This window comes from Akkermansia massiliensis, assembly GCF_023516715.1.
In the GTDB taxonomy this organism is placed as follows: Bacteria; Verrucomicrobiota; Verrucomicrobiia; order Verrucomicrobiales; family Akkermansiaceae; genus Akkermansia; species Akkermansia massiliensis.
Map to the genome: position 1 here is coordinate 1 of NZ_JAMGSI010000002.1, position 16,355 is coordinate 16,355.

Annotated in this window: 11 protein-coding genes; 5 read left to right on the forward strand and 6 right to left on the reverse strand. The window is 62.1% G+C overall.

Annotated features, from left to right (window positions below):
- The first annotated feature begins 193 nt into the window (after positions 1-193).
- The 5 genes from M8N44_RS07760 to M8N44_RS07780 all read left to right on the forward strand — a co-directional run bounded on the left by M8N44_RS07760 (position 194) and on the right by M8N44_RS07780 (position 6,886).
- The gene (locus tag M8N44_RS07760; protein ID WP_022397214.1) at positions 194-1,156 is read left to right on the forward strand and encodes a PstS family phosphate ABC transporter substrate-binding protein; all 963 of its coding nucleotides are present in this window, start codon (positions 194-196) and stop codon (positions 1,154-1,156) included.
- A gap of 96 nt (positions 1,157-1,252) precedes the next feature.
- Complete coding sequence (locus tag M8N44_RS07765) at positions 1,253-3,607, forward strand: ABC transporter permease subunit (RefSeq protein ID WP_102728394.1); 2,355 nt, start codon at positions 1,253-1,255, stop codon at positions 3,605-3,607.
- A 19-nt stretch (positions 3,608-3,626) separates the two neighbouring features.
- On the forward strand, positions 3,627-5,381 hold the full coding sequence (pstA, locus tag M8N44_RS07770) for a phosphate ABC transporter permease PstA (protein ID WP_102728393.1): 1,755 nt from the start codon (positions 3,627-3,629) through the stop codon (positions 5,379-5,381).
- A gap of 22 nt (positions 5,382-5,403) precedes the next feature.
- On the forward strand, positions 5,404-6,183 hold the full coding sequence (gene pstB / locus M8N44_RS07775) for a phosphate ABC transporter ATP-binding protein PstB (protein WP_022397211.1): 780 nt from the start codon (positions 5,404-5,406) through the stop codon (positions 6,181-6,183).
- Positions 6,184-6,211: 28 nt separating this feature from the next.
- Positions 6,212-6,886 carry a phosphate signaling complex PhoU family protein gene (locus M8N44_RS07780; RefSeq protein ID WP_022397210.1) on the forward strand — a complete coding sequence of 225 codons (675 nt, stop codon included), beginning with the start codon at positions 6,212-6,214 and terminating at the stop codon, positions 6,884-6,886.
- 31 nt (positions 6,887-6,917) lie between these two features.
- Here M8N44_RS07780 and M8N44_RS07785 read toward each other — a convergent pair whose 3' ends face one another.
- The 6 genes from M8N44_RS07785 to M8N44_RS07810 all read right to left on the reverse strand — a co-directional run bounded on the left by M8N44_RS07785 (position 6,918) and on the right by M8N44_RS07810 (position 16,296).
- The gene (locus M8N44_RS07785; protein ID WP_102728392.1) at positions 6,918-7,301 is read right to left on the reverse strand and encodes a hypothetical protein; all 384 of its coding nucleotides are present in this window, start codon (positions 7,299-7,301) and stop codon (positions 6,918-6,920) included.
- Between the two features lie 78 nt (positions 7,302-7,379).
- A complete protein-coding gene (locus tag M8N44_RS07790) occupies positions 7,380-8,504 on the reverse strand; it encodes a Rid family hydrolase (RefSeq protein ID WP_102728391.1) in 1,125 nt (374 codons plus the stop codon).
- An 11-nt stretch (positions 8,505-8,515) separates the two neighbouring features.
- Entirely contained in the window at positions 8,516-10,378 is a 1,863-nt protein-coding gene (locus M8N44_RS07795; RefSeq protein ID WP_180975181.1) for a c-type cytochrome, read from the reverse strand.
- Positions 10,379-10,391: 13 nt separating this feature from the next.
- A complete protein-coding gene (locus M8N44_RS07800) occupies positions 10,392-13,937 on the reverse strand; it encodes an SUMF1/EgtB/PvdO family nonheme iron enzyme (protein ID WP_102749488.1) in 3,546 nt (1,181 codons plus the stop codon).
- Between the two features lie 443 nt (positions 13,938-14,380).
- Positions 14,381-15,652 carry a peptidase U32 family protein gene (locus M8N44_RS07805; protein WP_102726390.1) on the reverse strand — a complete coding sequence of 424 codons (1,272 nt, stop codon included), beginning with the start codon at positions 15,650-15,652 and terminating at the stop codon, positions 14,381-14,383.
- Positions 15,653-15,663: 11 nt separating this feature from the next.
- The gene (locus M8N44_RS07810) at positions 15,664-16,296 is read right to left on the reverse strand and encodes a lactate utilization protein (protein WP_102721756.1); all 633 of its coding nucleotides are present in this window, start codon (positions 16,294-16,296) and stop codon (positions 15,664-15,666) included.
- Positions 16,297-16,355: the final 59 nt, after the last annotated feature.

The following is a 16,355-nucleotide window of genomic DNA, read 5'->3' on the forward strand; positions in this document are numbered from 1 at the left end:
CCCCTATCTCCCCTATCTCCCCTATCTCCCCCAAAGACAGCCCCCACAACCACATCCTTGCAGTTTGTGACGATTTCTTAACCAGGTTTCTCTTCCTCACCATGGGGGCGGGAGGGTATCACTTCCCCGTCTTCCGGCATGAACGGCGCTACCGTCCGGGAAACGGAAGACGCAACACAACAGAAAAGACGCCATGAAATTTGTCGCCAAAATCCTGACCATCGCAGCCGCTCTCAGCTCCCTGAGCATGGCCGCCGAGAAAGTAACCGTTGACAGCAGCATCAAGCCGTATGCGCCCACCAGCGGCGTTTCCGGCAACCTGAGCGCCGTCGGTTCCGATACGCTGAACAACCTGATGACCCTTTGGGCGGAAGGATTCAGCAAGAAGTACCCCAGCGTCAAAATAGGCGTTGAAGGCAAAGGTTCTTCCACGGCTCCCCCCGCCCTCACGGCAGGGACGGCCCAGCTCGCCCCCATGAGCCGCCAGATGAAGCGGGAGGAAATAGCGGCCTTTGAAGCCAAATACGGCTACAAGCCGACGGAAATCAAGGTGGCCCTGGACGCCGTGGCCTTCTTCGTCAACAAGAACAATCCCATCCAGGCCCTTTCCCTGTCGCAGATTGACTCCATCTTCTCCTCCACCTTCAAGCGCGGGGGCTCCAACATCTCCGACTGGGGCGATGCGGGCGTCCCCTCCATGAAGGGAAAAGCCATCTCCATCTACGGCCGTAACAGCGCCTCCGGCACGAACGGCTTCGTGAAGGAAATCGCCCTGAAGAAGGGGGACTACAAAAACTCCGTGAAGGAACAGCCCGGCTCCTCCGCCGTCGTGCAGGGCATCAGCTCCGACGAACAGGGGATCGGCTATTCCGGCATCGGATACGTCACCTCCGGCGTGAAAACCCTCTCCCTGGCGGAAAAAGGCGGCCAGGTGGCCGTGCAGCCCTCCTATGACAACTGCATCAGCGGCAAATACCCGCTCTCCCGCTACCTGCTGATTTACGTCAACAAGAAGCCCGGCGAACCCCTGGACACCCTGACCAGGGAATTCATCAAGTTCATCGTCTCCAAGGACGGCCAGGAAATCGTGACCAAGGACGGCTATTACCCGATTCCCGCCAAGGTCAGCGCGGATGTCCTCAAGAGCATTGAATAAACACCCCTTCCATACGCCATCAACACATGCCGGGGCAGGACTGCGGCCTTCCCGCCGGAGTCCTGCCCCCAACTCCCCTCTCCACCGCCTGCCGTCATGAGCGCCAAAGTCCCTTCTCCCGCGCCCCCCAAGAAGCCCAAGCCCGTTCCGGAACGCTTCCAGGTGGCAAAAACCACGCTGTGGTTTGACCGCATCATGACTAAAACCATCATCGGCGGGGGCTTTACCGTCATTGTAGCCGTTTTCGGCATCCTCTTTTTCCTGCTGGCCGTCACCATTCCCCTCTTCCAGGGCGCGGACGTGGAAGAACGGCAGCACCTTTCCCCGTCCGCCCCGGTCCAGGGGACCTGGGGCCTGGACCCTTCCGGCACGTTCCCCTTCGTCTATGACAACGGCAAAAACGTCTTCTTTCTGGACAAGGCAACCGGGAACCTCAACCCCGCTCCCGTATCCCTGCCGGACGGGGAAACCGTCTGCGCCCATTCCTATGATTCATCCCTGGCGGCCTACGCCATCGCCACGGAATCCGGCAAGGCAGGCCTTATCTCCGTCCATTCCGGACTCAACATCCACGGCCAGGCGAACGCGCACGGCCCGGACAAGGCCGGAACGGAAACCAGCCCGCTCTACCCCTTGACGGAAAGCGGCTCCGTTCCCGGCAGAATATCCCGCATAGCCTACGCGGACGCGGGGGAACGGAAAATCTTCACCGCGACCGCGGAGACGGAACAGGGTCCGCGCCTCCTGCTGATGACGCTGGAGGAATCCCGCTCCCTGCTCCATGAAGGGGAGCTGGCCCCCTCCGGCTTCCATGATCTGACGGACCAGCTTGAAGGCCGCCCCGCCGCCCTGCTGCCCGGCGCCTCCGGAGACAGCCTCGTCATCGCTACGGACACGGACAAACTCCTCTACTTCTCCTATGATGAAGACCGGGAAACGTGGGTCAAGCGGCAAACCATTCCGTCCCCCCTGGGAAGCGGAGAAAAAATGACCTCCGTCAACTGGCTCTTCGGAGACATGTCCCTGGTGATAGGCGGCGACAAGGGAAGCCTTAAAATTTTCAGCCTGTATCCCCACCCCCGCCCGGACGGCCCCGCCGTGCGCCTCTTCGGGCAGACCAGGCAGTTCCCCCCCCTGGACGGCCCGGTGCAGCATTACGCCGCCTCCGGCATCAACCGTTCCTTCCTGGTCTCCACCCCGCGTGAGCTCAGGCTCTGCTACGGAACCACGGCTGACGTCCGCTGGAGCAGCGACCCGCTGGAATTCACCCCCGTCCAGCTGGCGGCCAGCACGGAATTCAACTCCGCCATTGCCGTGGACGCCGGGGGAAAGGTCCACTTCTTCTCCATGGAAGACAGGCACCCGGAAGCAGGGTCCAAAGCCCTGGCCGGGAAAATCTGGTATGAAGGGTATGACTCCCCCAAATGGCTCTGGCAATCCGTGGGCGGCACGGACGACTACGAATCCAAGCTCTCCCTGATGCCCCTGGTCTTCGGCACGCTGAAAGGCACCCTGTACGCCCTCGTCTTCGCCGTTCCGGTAGCGGTCATGGCCGCCATTTACACGGCCCACTTCATGGCCCCCTCCGTCAAGCGGGTGGTAAAACCCGTCATGGAAATCATGGCGTCCCTGCCCTCCGTGGTGCTGGGCTTCTTCGGCGCGCTCTACCTGGCCCCCAGAATGGAGGACAAGGTGCCCGCCCTGCTCTGCATGGCCGTCCTCATTCCCGGCCTGGCGGCCCTGATCGCGTGGTTCTGGACCACGCGGCCCGCGGCCTGGCGCAACAAATTCAGCCGCGGCGTGGAATACATCGTCATGACTCCCGTCATCCTGCTCTGCGCCTGGTTCTGCTGGGAATACCTGGGCTACTGGCTGGAACAGCCCCTCATCAGCCTCTGCCGCGGCGTCATGGGACTGTGGGGCGTGGGGGACTTCCAGGCCGCCAGCTTCGCGGACCTGTGGCGCAACGGCTTCGGCATGCCCTATGAACAGCGCAACTCCCTGGTGGTGGGGTTCATCATGGGCTTTGCCGTCATCCCCGTCATCTTCACCATTTCCGAGGATGCCCTGAGCAACGTCCCCCCTTCCCTTATCGCCGCCTCGGAGGCGCTGGGGGCCAGCCGCTGGCAGATGGTCCGCACCGTGGTCCTTCCGGTGGCTTCCGCGGGCATTTTCTCCGCCCTGATGATAGGTCTGGGCAGAGCCGTGGGGGAAACCATGATCGTGCTGATGGCCACGGGGAACACCCCTATCATGGACTGGAACATCTTCAACGGCATGCGCACCCTCTCCGCCAACATCGCCACGGAACTGCCGGAGGCGGCGCAGGACTCCACCCACTACCGCGTCCTCTTCCTGGGCGGCCTCATTCTCTTCTCCATGACTTTCATTCTGAACACTCTGGCGGAAATCGTGCGCCAGCGGCTCCGCAAACGCTTCAACGTCATTTGAGACTTCCTCTCCATCTTCCATGAAACAGGACTTCAGCCTTCCGCCCGCTCCCAAACGCCCCCTGGGGGAAGTCAACATCTGGCTCACCTCCATCGGGCTCTCCCTGGGCCTCATCATGATCTTCGGCCTGCTGGGCATCATCGTCTTCAACGGCCTGGAGGCCTTCTGGCCCAAAACCGTCCATGAACTGACGATCGCCCCCGCTTCACAGGGGGAAAAACCCCTTGTCCTGTACGCCGGCATCACGAAGGACCAGACGCGCCACATGCCCGCGGACCCCGCCCTCCCCGGCTCCATGGCGAAGGACGTGCGGGAATACCAGCTCTTCACCGGAAGCAAGGAAGCCTACGGGCAATCCTACCGCTACGTGGACGCGCACAACGTCACCGCCTCCTCCACCCCAAAAGGGCTCCTGTGCCTGGAACGCATGGAGGGAGGAAAAGCCCTGGTCAAACCGCTGGAGCTCAAGCTGGCCTCCGGAGAAACCGTCCCGGCCTCCTCCCCGGAATTCATGACGGCCTTCCGCCGCGCGCTGGACCGGGAAGCGGAGTTGCGGGACGACATCAAGGCCATTGACGCCAAAGACATCGGCGCCGTCAACACCCGGCTGGCGGACGCCAAGCTGGACATCAAGGCCATTGAACGCTCCTATGACATCCGGGAGGAAAACGGACGGCGCACGGCCACGCCCAGGGAAAACCCCATCCTCACAGGCATGGATGACCCGGCGGGGGAACTGGACCGGCTCCGCGCCAGGGTGGAGCAGCTCAACGCGGAATACGCCCGGTACACCGCAGAAGCGGGCAGGCTGAGGGAACAGCAGGGCCGGGACACGCTCGTGTATGCCCTGGGAGACGGGGAGAAGAAGGAAACCGGCATGGACAAAATCGTTTACGGCTACCAGCCGAACGACCTGGGCTTCTTCGGCAAATGCGGCGTCTTCCTCCACAACCTGTACCACTTCATCATGGATGACCCGCGGGAGGCCAACACGGAAGGCGGCATCTTCCCCGCCATCTTCGGCACCTTCATCATGACCCTGCTCATGAGCGCGCTGGTCACGCCCGTGGGGGTCATCGGCGCCATCTACCTGCGGGAATACGCCCGGCAGGGAGCCCTGGTGCAGGCCGTGCGCATCTGCGTGAACAACCTGGCGGGCGTGCCTTCCATCGTCTTCGGCGTCTTCGGCCTCGGCTTCTTCGTCTACTACCTGGGCGGAACGATTGACGAACTCTTCTACTGGAAAAAGCTGGCCGTGGACAACACGCCCACCTTCGGCACCTCCGGCATCCTGTGGGCCTCCCTCACGCTGGCCCTGATGACGCTGCCCGTCGTCATCGTCTCCACGGAGGAAGCCCTCTCCGCCGTCCCCCGCGGGCTGCGGGAGGCGGCCCTGGCCTGCGGAGCCTCCAAATGGCAGATGATCAAGCGCATCATCCTTCCCAGCGCCCTGCCGGGCGTCATGACCGGCCTCATTCTGGCCATGGCCCGCGGCGCGGGGGAAGTGGCCCCACTCATGGTCACGGGCGTGGTGAAGCTGGCCCCTTCCCTGCCCATTGACGGGGAAGGCCCCTTCATCCACCTGGAGCGCAAATTCATGCACCTGGGCTTCCACATCTATGACGTGGGGTTCCAGTCGCCGGACTCGGACGCCGCCCAGCCCATGGTCTTCGCCACCACTCTGCTGCTCATCCTGCTGGTGGTGGTCATGAACCTCACGGCCATCCTCATCCGCAACCGCCTGCGCAAAAAATACGCGGCCTCCAGCTTCTAACCCCGTTCTCCTTCACCATCCCATGACTGAACCAGCCGCCCCAGACGACGATCCCATCATTGAAGTGGAAGATTTCTCCTTCTTTTACGGAAGCAAACAGGTTCTCTTCAACATCGGCATGACCTTTGAAACCAACCGCGTGACGGCCCTCATCGGGCCCTCCGGCTGCGGAAAATCCACCCTGCTCCGCAACATCAACCGCATGAACGACCTGGTTCCGGACGTCCGCCACCAGGGGGACATCCGCATTGACGGCACCAGCCTGTACGATCCGCGCGTGGAAGTCATCTCCCTGCGCAAGCGCGTGGGCATGGTCTTCCAGAAATACAACCCTTTCCCTAAAAGCATTTATGAAAACATCGTCTTCCCCCTCCGCGTGGCGGGACGCAGCAGGCGCGCGGAACTGGATGAAACCGTGGAACGCAGCCTGAAAGGCGCCGCCCTGTGGGACGAAGTGAAGGACAAGCTGCACGAAAGCGCCTACGGCCTTTCCGGAGGCCAGCAGCAGCGGCTGTGCATCGCCCGCGCCATCGCCAACCGCCCCCAGATCCTGCTGATGGACGAGCCCTGCGCCGCCCTGGACCCCATCGCCACGCTGAAAATAGAAGACCTGATGGAAGACCTGAAAAAAGACCTCACCATCGTCATCGTCACCCACAACATGCAGCAGGCCACGCGCATTGCGGACCGCACCGCCTTCATGTACATGGGCCGCCTGGTGGAATACGGGGAAACGTCTCAAATCTTCACCAACCCCGCGGAAAAAGAAACGGAAGCCTACATCACGGGCCGTTTCAGCTAAAAAGCCCAACTTCCAAGCCATTCACCTCATGACACCTCCCGGCAACCACATCCTCCCCCACTATGACGCGGCCCTGAACGCCATCCGCACCCGCGTCAACGCCGTCTGCGGCAGCCTGCTGAAACACATGGACGTCCTGGAACGGGTCATCTCCGGCCCGGACAGCGACGGGGCCAACGGCATCATTGCGGACGGGGAACCGCTCAGCGAAGAAACCCGCCAGGTTCTCTCCCTCTGCGCCGCCGTGCTCACCCAGTTCCATCCCCTGGGGTCCGACCTGCGGCTTGTGCTCACCTTTTCCCGCTGCGGGGACAAGCTCCAGGAATGCATGGAGGAAGTCACGGGCATCGCCAGGCACGCCAAGGCATCCATCAGGCGCCGGGAGTCCCTATGCACGGATATAGTGCTCCCCCTGCTGGACATGGCCGTCTCCGAATTCCGGGACGCCGCACGGTGCCTGGAAACGCAGGACGCGGACGCCGCACGGGAAATACGCCTGCGGGACAAAAAGCTGGACAAGGCCCACCGCAAGGCGCTGGCCCTGCTGGTATCCCCGGAAAGGGAAAACACGCCCTCCCTCAACGTCAACCTGCTCTTCATCATCCGCTCCCTGGAGCGCATCGGAGACATTGCCAAAACCATCGCCGCCACCGTCGTCTTCCTGAAGGAAGCCACGGACATCCGCCACGGAAAAGAGAAATAAACCGCGTATTTTCCGCCGATTATTCCCCCGATTATTCCGCCTTGCTCACGCTGAAGCAGTACACGGCGGGGTTGATCAGGGCCAGGGGGAGGTAGAACACGGCAAAGGACAGGGAGCCGCCGTACAAAACCAGGCACAGGGCGGAAACGATAAACAGGATTCCGATTTTAAGGCTCCGCGCCCAGTCCTGGCGGTTCACCAGCCAGATGAAGGCCGCGCATACAAAGCCGATGACCACGCACAACACCCCGCCCATGGTGAGGAACTGAATATAACTGGAACAGAATTGTTCCAGCCAACGCACATTATCCGGACTGGGGGGATTACCTTCCCAGGCAAAAACGCCCGGCGGCAGCAGCGCCCACAACAGCACGGAAAAGAACACCAGGCGGTCCGTATTAAGGCGATAGGTCATGCGGGGGTAAGGTACCATTTCCGTGCATGGGATAACAAGTGAAATCGGCCGCTCCCGGCTGTTCCGGGAACGGTTCCTTTACAGGGGAGCAAATGCACCGTCTCCGGCGCCATTGACGGCGATTCCGTCTATTTCCACCAGCCAGCCGGGGCGGCAGACGGGGGCTTTCAACAGCAGATGGGGGACGGCGGCCAGCGGGGATTCCATCAGGCGGCGGCTGACCGTTTCCCGGTCCGCCCAGTCGCGCAGGTACACCACAGCCTGCTTCAGGTCGCACAGGCTTCCGCCGCTCCTTTCCATCAGGGCGTTCATGTTTTCCAGGGTGCGGTCCGTCTGCCGCGCCACGTCTCCCGGATGGACAATGTTTCCCTGCGCGTCAATGCTGGCCGTGCCGGAAAGGAAGTAGTGGGAGCGGTCCCCGTACACGATGCGGGCGCCGCGTTCAAAGGCCACCCGGTACAGGTGCGTGGGGGACAGGTAATCCGGAGCCTCCATGTAACGGACCTGCCCCGGCTTCAGCCCGACGATTCCCAGGCTGTCCATGTGCAGCAGGCGCCCCGGCGTTTCCGTACAGCCTTCAATGCCCGTGCTGGCGATGAAATGGCTCTCCGGGGTCAGTCCGTAACGGCCAAAGCATTCATTGCGGCCTTCCACCAATCCGCGGTAGTTGTTGTCAATGTCCCGGCAGTAAATCCACGTGCGGTGAACCAGCTCCGGCACGGTTCCTCCCTGCGCGGCAGCCGCGCGGTCCAGCCAGCGGAATTCCTCCCGCATCTGGCCGTGGCTGTCCGGAGCGGAGGTTTCCTTCCTGCCCGCCAGAAACAACCGGTAATGCGGACGCCGGGCCGTCACCACCGTTCCCCACTGGTCCTCTTTCCGTCTTTTTTCCAGCATTCCGCCGATGTGCCATGCTTCCAGGGCCACGCGGGCCCCGTTCGCCGGGGGCTGCCCCACCACGGAGACGTAGGAGTTCCGCTCCCCCGCCATCCGGCGCAGCGTTTCCGACTGGCGCACCGGATCGCTGACGTGGAAGCGCAGCAGGAATTCATCTTCCCCGCCGCCGCCCAGTTCACGGTACCTGTCCATCAGGGAACGCAGTTCCGCCTCAAAGCTCGCGCCCGGTTCCGCCGTCATGCAGAAGAAATGTTCCTGCGCGCCGCTTTTTCCGCGCCATTCCGTTTTTTCAGGTAAATCCGCCGCCATGGTGTCCTCCTTTACAGGGACTGTACGTAATTGACCAGGTCCTCCAGTTCACGGTCATTTAAAGAACTTGTCTTCCCGCGGATGTCCCCCGGGTTGTGCATCGTGACGGCTTCCCGGATTGTCTTCGCCCGGCCGTCGTGCAGGTAAGGGGCGGTCCGCCACACTTCCACCAGGGAGGGCACCAGAATGCTTTTCCCTTCATCCAGCCCCGTGGCCGTCCCCGTAGCCACCAGTTCCTTGGTAGTGAAGTACGGGTGCGGGTGGCACTGCACGCACCCGGCCGTTTTAAAGACTTCCTTCCCCCTCCGCGCGGATTCGGACAAGGAGCCCCGCTCCACTCCGGGAGCATGGCACTGGGCACAGGCAGCCTCCCGCGTCTGCTGCCTGGAGGGAATATGCGCCATCAGGTACGGGCTGGGAACCTCCTTCATGTTTTTCAGGTATTCATTCACGCATTCCGCCAGTTCCCCGGAAGGTTCCAGAAACTGGATGTGCACGAAGCCCGCCGTCACGGCCACCTCCGCAGAGGCGCGGACGCCCAGCGTCATCACCGGGCTTGTCCGGTGGGAGAGGAACATGGTGCGCGTGTTTTTCGGGTTGCCCATGCCGTCATTCAGCAGGTCCCAGTTCAGGCCGTCCACGCGTCCGTCCGGGTGGCAGGTGGCGCAGCTCTGCCAGCCCTGGAAGCAATGGGAGGCATCATTGAAGTATTGTTCCCCCAGCTTTTCCCGCGAGGGCTGGAATCCTTCATTCAGCGCGATTTTCCGGGGTTGCGCTTCCCCCTGGAGAGGGACTTGCGCCAGCGTGTCCGAGAAGTATCCGGCCACATAAACGTTTTTCCCGTCAGAAGCCAGGGCGCGCGGACCGTTCAGGGGCAGCGGAATGCGGGTGCGGAGGCCGTGCAGGAAGCCCAGCCTTTCGGAAACGGGTTCGTTTTCCCGGTTTTCCCGCTTCATGCGGTCCAGCAGGCCGGGAAAATCAATCACGGATAACTCATGCGTTCCCGCGTGCGTCACAAACAGCTTTCCGCCATCCCCGGAAAAGGCGACGCCCCAGGGGTTGGCCGCCCCCGCATCCGGGTCGTCCAGCAGGACGGGGTGCGGCTTGTCCGGCTGTTCCGTATCAATAACCGTCACGGCGTTCGTGTTCATCCAGCCGCGGTCCAGCTGCGTGGTGGGCACCTGGTAGCGGCTCAGCACGTGCGCCACGGCCAGATAACGGCCATCCGGGCTCATCGCCATGCCGCGCACGCCCTGCGTCCCGTTGGAGAGCGGGAAATGAGCCGCCTTCCCGTCTTCCACCAGGGTCAGCGCAGCCGCCGTGAAATCCCCGTCCGCCTTCCCGGCGGGCAAATGGCCGGCGGCCCATATTTTCCTGCCGTCCGGAGAGACGGCCAGCGCCACCGGTTCACGGGGAACGTTCCAGGAATTCAGCACGTTCCCGGTGGCGGCGTCCATTTCCAGAATTTGGGAGTCAAACCGGCACGCCACATACAACTTACCTCCGCGCAGCACGGGAGCCATGGGCGTATGGCCCGCCGGAAAGGAACCTTTCAGCGCCCCGCTTTCCAGGTCCACCACCTCCACCACGCCGCGCGGTCCGCCTTCCGCCACATAGGCGGTGGCACCGTCAAGCGCCATGCCGTTGGGCGGCTGGCCCAGCCGGATGCTTTTCACCTTTTCTCCGGAAGCGGGGTCCACCAGTTCCAGAGTCCGGCTTTCATGCCCCAGCACGGCAACCAGATGATTAAAAACCTTCACATCCACCGGAGCGGCAGGACCGGCAACGGAATCCGGTCCCTGCCTGCATGAGGCGAAAGCCAGCAGGCAGCAGAGGGCAGCCGCGGAGGCGCAGAGCGTTTTTGTCAGTTTCATGGCCATTTCAGATTCAGTCTTCTATCATCACGCGGAACCCCACGTTGTACACGGGCCGCCAGCTGGGATACCCCCAGCGCCAGGAGGACGTGGCCCGCCGGGGGCGGTCATACCAGGAACCGCCGCGCACGGCACGGGGAACGCGGGAGTCCAGGCTTTCATTGCGCCCGTCCCCTTCCTTCCACGGGTAGGGCCTGTATTCGGAACGGGTCCATTCCGCGGCGTTTCCGATCATGTCGTACAGTCCGTAGGCATTCGGCTTGTAGCTCTTGACGGGGGCCAGATGAAGCTTCCCGTCATTATATTTTTCATCCCGCGGCACGAAGTCCCAGAAACGGTTGGGATTTTTAATCGGCTTGGGGTCCACGCCGGAGACGGCAAGCTCCTTCAGCGTCACATCCCCCAGGTTGGCGTATGAGGAGAAGTCCGCATCCCGTTCCCCGAAGAAGAAGTCCGTATCCGCTCCGCCCCTGGCCGCGTATTCCCACTGCGCTTCCGTGGGCAGCGTCACCTTTTTCCCGGTTTTCCCGGAAAGCCAGCGGCAGAATTCCATGGCCCTGGTCCACGGCACCCGGACGGCCGGAAAACGCGGATCGGCATCCATGTCGTAGCCGGGCCTCACCTGGTCCTTGTAGTGCATGTCGTACCATCCATTGAGGTATTCCGGGTCAAAGCGGCGGTATTGCTCCAGCGTCACTTCCGCCTCTCCCATCCAGAACGGTTGTTCAATCTCCACCGGGGAGGCGGGTTTTTCCGCCGGGGTTTCCCGTTCACTTCCCATCCTGAATTTTCCCGCGGGAATGCGGCGGAACGTCATGCTTACGCTACCCCCCAAATCCACGGACAGCGTTTCATTCCGCGGTTCCGGGACGGGCACGCTTTTTTCACTGGCTCCCGGAACGGGCCTTTCCCCGTTGAAAACAGGTCCGCTGGCGTTTCTCCGGAACAGGGAATCCTTCATCGTCACGTAATTCCGTTCCGCTCCGGAGAATTGCCTGTGCAGGTCATAGCGGCGTTTCAGCAATCCTTCATTGCGCTCTCCCGGCCATTCGCCCAGGTAGGGGGCGTTCATGTCCATCCACGTGACCAGGCGGTTCCAGTCCTCCTGCGGCATCTCCACGCCGTGGTGCCCCTTTTTAAGGAGCTGGTAGAGTTCCGACGTATCCGCGAAGAACTCCGTGGGGGCCAGCCCCAGGTAGTTCCCCTCCGGACCGTTGCGGCGCACGTAGGGGTGCAGGTTCCAGTACGCGACGGACCCGGGAGCGGGAGCACCCTTGACGGCCTCCAATGTCATGAAGTCCGGGACTCCCGCGCGGGCCTTGTCTTCCGCGGTGTGGCAGCGGACGCAGTGGCGGTCCAGCACGGGCTGCACTTCATTCATGAAGGAGAAGGTGCGCGCCGGACCGTACCACGGGGTGATGGCGGCAGGCTTCTGCCGGGAGGCCATGACCGCCTTGGCGGGCGGCGCGTAGTTCTGCCGTTCATGGCAGCCGATGCAGCTTAACGTTTCCCCCGGCATGGCGGAAAACCAGCTCCGCATCAGCGCCAGGGCGCGTCCCTCCCCGTCCAGCACCTGGAGGGTCAGCGGCTGGTTGGCCGGAGCCGTAAAGATGGCGGAGCCGTCCGGATTCACGGGAACGGTGCCGTACAGCACCTTCAAGTCCCAGTTGCTTTCCATGCCCATGGCATAGTGGCTTCCGGTGTTGCGGGGGCTGTACTCGGACATGAACACGCGCAAGAATTTTGCCTCCCCCTTCGGCACTCCGGCCATGGAGCGGCCCCGGTACACGTCGGAGATATAGACCGTGGCCGTCTTGCTTTCCGGCTTCACGCGGTCATGGAGCACGGGCGGCTTTGTGCGCGGGCGCAGCGGCGCGGGGTCCGCATAAATGAAATAGGATGAAGCGGTCAGAGGGACAATGTTGTCGTACATGTCGCACCAGACCACATTAGTGACGCCCTTGTCTCCGGAGGGGGAGGAGACGGCCAGGAAGGTCTCCTCATTCAGCGGATACGGTTCCGCAAAATAGGGAGTTTTCAATCCATCCACCAACTGGTCCCTGGTGACGTTTTCCACGGGTTTTCCGTAGCCCGGGATTTTCTGCATGGCGCCCTCCGTGGCGGTACGGCCCCGGTTCACGTCAAAGATGACCAGTTCCCCAAGCCGCTTGACACCATGGTGCCCGCTCACAATGCCCGCGAACATGCCCGGCCTGCCGGGAAGCGGGCGGGCGTTGAACAGGCTGTTGGGCCAGTAGGAGTTGGAACCGTAGTATTCCTTCTGGTCGCTGCCGTCCGGATTCATGTGCATCAGCACGCGGCTGAAGTAGTGGGCGCTCTCCGTGTATTCCCAGCGCAGGAACATCACGCGGCCGTCCGGCAGCATGGCGGGGAACCAGTTGTTGTCCTGGTCAAAGGTGAGCCGCCGGGTCGTCTTCCTCTCCCGGTCGTAAAGGTGGATGTTCCCCACGTAGTCCACCCCGGTTACGCAGGGCACGCCCTGCATGCCGGAGGTGTTGACGAAGATGACGCGGCCGTCCGGCAGGTAGCAGGAGTTGTAGCTGTCCGTATCCGCCGGCATGTGGGCGGTGAGGGCTTCCGTTTTCCCGGTTTTCAGGTCCAGTTCAAAGACGTCCCAGGGCCTGTTTTCCTTCTTGCCGAAGCGGTTTCCGGTGAACATGAGCCTTTCCCCGGAAAAGTCCACTTCCAGATGCCCCATCCAGCGGTCGTCCCCCAGCAGCTGCGCCGCGGGGGAGGAAGAGGAGATGCCGTTAAATTTCACGATGCCGCTGCGGTACGTGCGGCCCGGACCCGGCATGCTGGAGATTCCCTGCCAGTTGGCCGGGCGGTCATGATTGAAGGAGCTTTTTCCGGACGGGTTGAAACGCCGCACGCTCACCCATTCCCGCAGGGAGTCCTGTTCCGGCAGGGATTCAATAAGGGCCTTTTTCCGCAGTTCCACCAGTTCACGCAGTTGGTCCGCCTGCTCCGGCCCTGCCCGGTCCACCCACCGGTCCAGCGGCCCCAGCTTCTTCTCCCACTCATCCAGCCGGGCCAGGAAAACCTCAGCATCAGGGTACCGTTCCCCGTATTTTTCCCGGTTGCGTTTCACCGCGCGGCGGATGGCGGCCGCATCATAATAAGCCGTCAGTTTCTTCAGCCGGAGGAAGCGGACTTTTTCCAGAATGGCTTCCTGATGCTTCATCAGGCCGTCCCAGGAAGAAACGGCTCCCACCCGCTCCGCCGGAACGGAAAGGATTTCCGCCAGCGCGGCCCCGGCTTTCTGCCCGTCCGGCCATGCCTGGAACACGGGAGCCAGCAGCGCCATCGCATCCCCGCAGTCATCCGCGGCAGACGGATCGGAAAGGGAAGATACATGCTCCGCCGTCCGCGCCCATAATTGCTGCATCCATTGGTTTCTTCCCTCTGCGGAGGCCGCGAGCGGAATTCCGGACAATTCCCGCAGCCAGGGCTGCAGTCCGGAAGCGTGGAGTATTCCGGCTCCCAGTACGGCACAGCCGCAGGAGAGAAGGCGCAGGATGGAACATGAGTCAAACATGGCGTACAGTTTTACACTAGTACGCAGGAGAAATTCTTTTTCATTCAACGGGAATTTCCGTACCGATTAATTTTCTGCCTAATCAGCAGAGGGTGAGTCCATCATTAAATCCGTCCGGACTCTCAATTCCGGAATTCAATATCTGATTTTAAGGGAAGGAAGTTGTAGAAAAACGGCTCCGGCAGAAAGCGGCATGGGGAATCCTACCGCCCGTCCTCCATGCCCAGGATTTTTTTCATGGCAGGCCTGAATTCATTCTCCCATTGCTCCAACTGCCTGACGACGGGAATTAACGTCTTCCCGGACAGGGAACGGGAGAATGAGCAGCGGCATTTCTCCGTTCATCCCCGGCATCCGGGAAAAACAAGCGCCGGAGAAAGAGGGAACAGCCGTTTGCCTTTCTTCCGGCGGCCTTGTTGTTACATTCCTGCGGAATAGGAAGTTCAGGAGTCTTCCAGCGTGCGGGGGCGCAGCAGGTACACCTTGTCCCGGCGGCGCACCTGTTCCGGAACCGCCAGGTAGACGGTTTCCCCTTTTTGCGCGGCGTCCACGGGTTCCATGCCCGCCGCCGTCTCCCGCCGCATGGATTCCACTTCCACGCGGACGGCTCCCGTGGTGGGGCCTGCAATGAGGATGGTCTGCCCCGCGGACAAGCCGCCGGCTTCCAGGTAAAGGGCCGCCACCCCGTTCTTTTTATAAAAGTTTTCCACCTTGGCAATGTGGATTTTCAGCAGGGCGGCGCGGCTGTTGGCGGAACCGCTCCATTCCCCCCATTTCACGCCCAGGTAATATCCGCCCTGCCAGAATCCGCGGTTGAAGACAGATTCCAGCCGTTTCATCCACGCTTCCGCCCTGGCTGCGGAAAAGGTTCCGTCCAGGCATGCCTGGGCGGCCTCCCGGTACACGGAGGTGACCGTTCTGACGTAATCCGAGGAGCGGCCGCGCCCCTCCAGCTTCAGCACGGAGACGCCCGCGTCCAGAAGCTGGTCCAGCACCGGAACGGTGCACAGGTCCCGGGGAGACATCACGTATTTGTTGTCTATCACCAGTTCATTGCCCGTTTCCTCATCCGTCACGCGGTAGGCGCGGCGGCAGTTCTGGAAGCAGGCGCCCCGGTTGGCGGAAGAGTTGTAAGCGGCCAGGCTCATGTGGCATTTGCCGGACACGGCCACGCACAGCGCCCCGTGGGCAAAGATTTCCACCCGGAGCAGTTCCCCGGAGGGGGCCCTCACGTCCTCCTTCCGGATGGATTCAATGATGTGCCGGATTTGCGCCAGAGTGAGTTCCCGTGCCAGCACCACCACATCCGCGTACTGCGCGTAGAACCTGACGGAGGCCATGTTGCAGACGTTGGCCTGCACGGACATGTGGACTTCCAGCCCGATGGAGCGGGCATGGGCGATCACCGCCAGGTCGGAGGCGATGACGGCGTCCACTCCGGCCTTCCGGGCGGAGCCGCACAGGGCATGCACCGCCTCCAGCTCTTCATCATACACGATGATGTTCAGCGTCAGGTAGGCCTTAGCTCCCGCCTCATGGCAGCGGGCCACGATTTCCGGCAGGTCTTCCTCTGAAAAGTTGGCCGTGGCGCGGGAACGCATGTTCAGCTTCCCCACGCCGAAGTAGACGGAGTCCGCCCCGCCCTGCAACGCAGCGGCCAGGGATTCAAACGACCCCGCCGGGGCCATGATTTCTATCCGGGATTGAACGGGCATGGCAGAACGGCTCAGAGTCCTCCGGATTCCTCCGTCAGGATGACAGTGATCCTTCCCTTGGGGAAGCATTTGACAATGGACATATGGATGTTGCACAGGCGGTCCGGGGAGTTGCAGTCCGCACAGGTTCCCGTGTACATGCAGGGCGTCTTGAAGTCTTCATGGCGTTTGGCGTTCAGCGGGGCGATGCGGCGGATGCGTTCCCGCGCCTCCTCCGGCGTGGCCACCAGCTTGTTGGCTCCGGCCAGCAGAATGACGTGCCGTGGGCCGAACGCTACGGGAGCCACGCGGTTGCCCACCATGTCCACCCAGTGCAGGGTTGCCTTCATGCTGACGGCGTTGATTCCGGTCAGGAACAGGTCCGCCGTCATGCCGCGGCGGCGGATTTCCCATTTTTCCTCCCGGTCCATGTCCGGAAGAAAGCCGTCGTAAAATTGAATGTCCGGATTGGCCCGCAGGTCGTCAAGAATTCCCGTGGCCTTCAAGGTCATGGAGTCTCCGTAGGAGGCGGACGCCGGGTTGAACTCCCGCACCAGGCCGCGCATCACGCCTGCGGCTTCCTTCAGGCCCGGAACTACAAAGCATCTGAATCCGCGCCGTTCCAGGCGTTCGGCGCACTTTTGCAGGGAAAGGGTTTCTTCCATAAAAACGGCGGATGAAGAACCCCGCTCCGGCTGATTCCGGAGCGGGGTTCCATGTAGTT